The sequence below is a fragment of the Streptomyces flaveolus genome (assembly GCF_000716535.1).
Lineage (GTDB): Bacteria > Actinomycetota > Actinomycetes > Streptomycetales > Streptomycetaceae > Streptomyces > Streptomyces flaveolus_A.
The window spans coordinates 1-1,185 of the sequence record NZ_JNWV01000142.1 but is presented as its reverse complement, the minus strand read 5'-3'; the positions used below and the strand labels follow the sequence as shown (position 1 = coordinate 1,185).

The following is a 1,185-nucleotide window of genomic DNA, read 5'->3' as shown; positions in this document are numbered from 1 at the left end:
CCCACAGGCCGCCGAGGGTGTCGATGAACTGCTTCAGCTGCGAGGAGACGTTGCCGAAACGGGTCGGCGTGCCGAAGATGACGGCGTCGGCCCACTCGACGTCCGCCGTGGTGGCCTCGGGGACGTTCGCGGTGGCCGCGTGGTTGGCGGCCCAGGCCGGGTTGGAGTCGATGGCGGCCTGCGGGGCCAGCTCGGCCACCTTCAGCAGACGGACCTCGGCGCCCGCCTTGACCCCGGCGTCGTGCAGTTCCCTGGCGATCTCGGTGATCGTACCGGTGGACGAGTAGAAGACGATGGCGAGTTTCACGGGGGTGGCCATGATCGGCGTTCTCCGTTCGTTGTCGAGGGTTCGGCGGAAGTTTCGGCCGGACGATCAACAAGACGACCGGTCGCCTATTTGACGTTAGACGGCCGGTCGAGCGTCGGGGTGTGGCGCGCGGACGACGAGGCCGACCTGCGGGAGAACGTGCTCGGCACCCTGCCCCTGTGGCCGTGGATGACCGCCGAGATCACCGCCGTGCAGCCACACCCCAACGACCCGGGCCCCACCGAAGGAGAAGACCCACGAGCGGCGCAGCAGCAGACGAAACCGTCCTGAGTTACGTCATGGACCAGTGGAAGAGCGCGGTCGACGCGCACGAGCCGGAGGAAGGTCGCGGCGCTCTTCACCGAGGACGCCGACTTCCAGGGGCTCCATCACTACAGCGTCGGCCCTCGGGGGGTCGCCGCGTACTACGACTCCCAGCCGATCGGATTGACCGCCGAGTATCGGGTATTGGAGACGCGGAGCCTCGCGGACGACGTCCTGCTCGGCTGTCTCGACGTCGACTTCGGTTTCACCGACCGCCCGGCCATCCACGTCGCTCACAGCGTCGTGCTCAAACGTGTCTCCGACCGCTGGTACATCGTCCACCACCAGGTGACCAGGCTCGACTGACCCGCCGACCTCGCCTGCGGAACGGCTGCACGTCTCCTGGTCCGGGTGTGAGTTGCGGCACAGCTCCAGACCAGCGCATTTATTGACTAGTCAATTAACGCGTGCTCTACTTGCTGCGACAAGTATTTGCGGCTGGGCCCGGACTGACCTCAGGCACGGCCGCCCATGGAAAGGCGCCTCATGACCAAGATCGGTATCATCATCGGCAGCACCCGTCCGGGCCGTAACGGTGAAGCCGTCGCTCGCTG

At 66.5% G+C, this 1,185-nt stretch carries 3 protein-coding genes; 2 read left to right on the top strand and 1 reads right to left on the bottom strand.

Going from position 1 to position 1,185, the window contains the following annotated elements; all coding sequences use genetic code 11:
* The coding region (locus OO52_RS45565) for a flavodoxin family protein (RefSeq protein ID WP_030659376.1) at window positions 1–319 on the bottom strand (319 nt) is incomplete at its 3' end.
* A 78-nt stretch (window positions 320–397) separates the two neighbouring features.
* Between OO52_RS45565 and OO52_RS45560 the strand changes: the two genes are divergently transcribed.
* On the top strand, window positions 398–598 hold the full coding sequence (locus OO52_RS45560; protein ID WP_432422524.1) for a muconolactone Delta-isomerase family protein: 201 nt from the start codon (window positions 398–400) through the stop codon (window positions 596–598).
* 177 nt (window positions 599–775) lie between these two features.
* Entirely contained in the window at window positions 776–937 is a 162-nt protein-coding gene (locus OO52_RS54500) for a hypothetical protein (RefSeq protein ID WP_167347968.1), read from the top strand.
* Window positions 938–1,185: the final 248 nt, after the last annotated feature.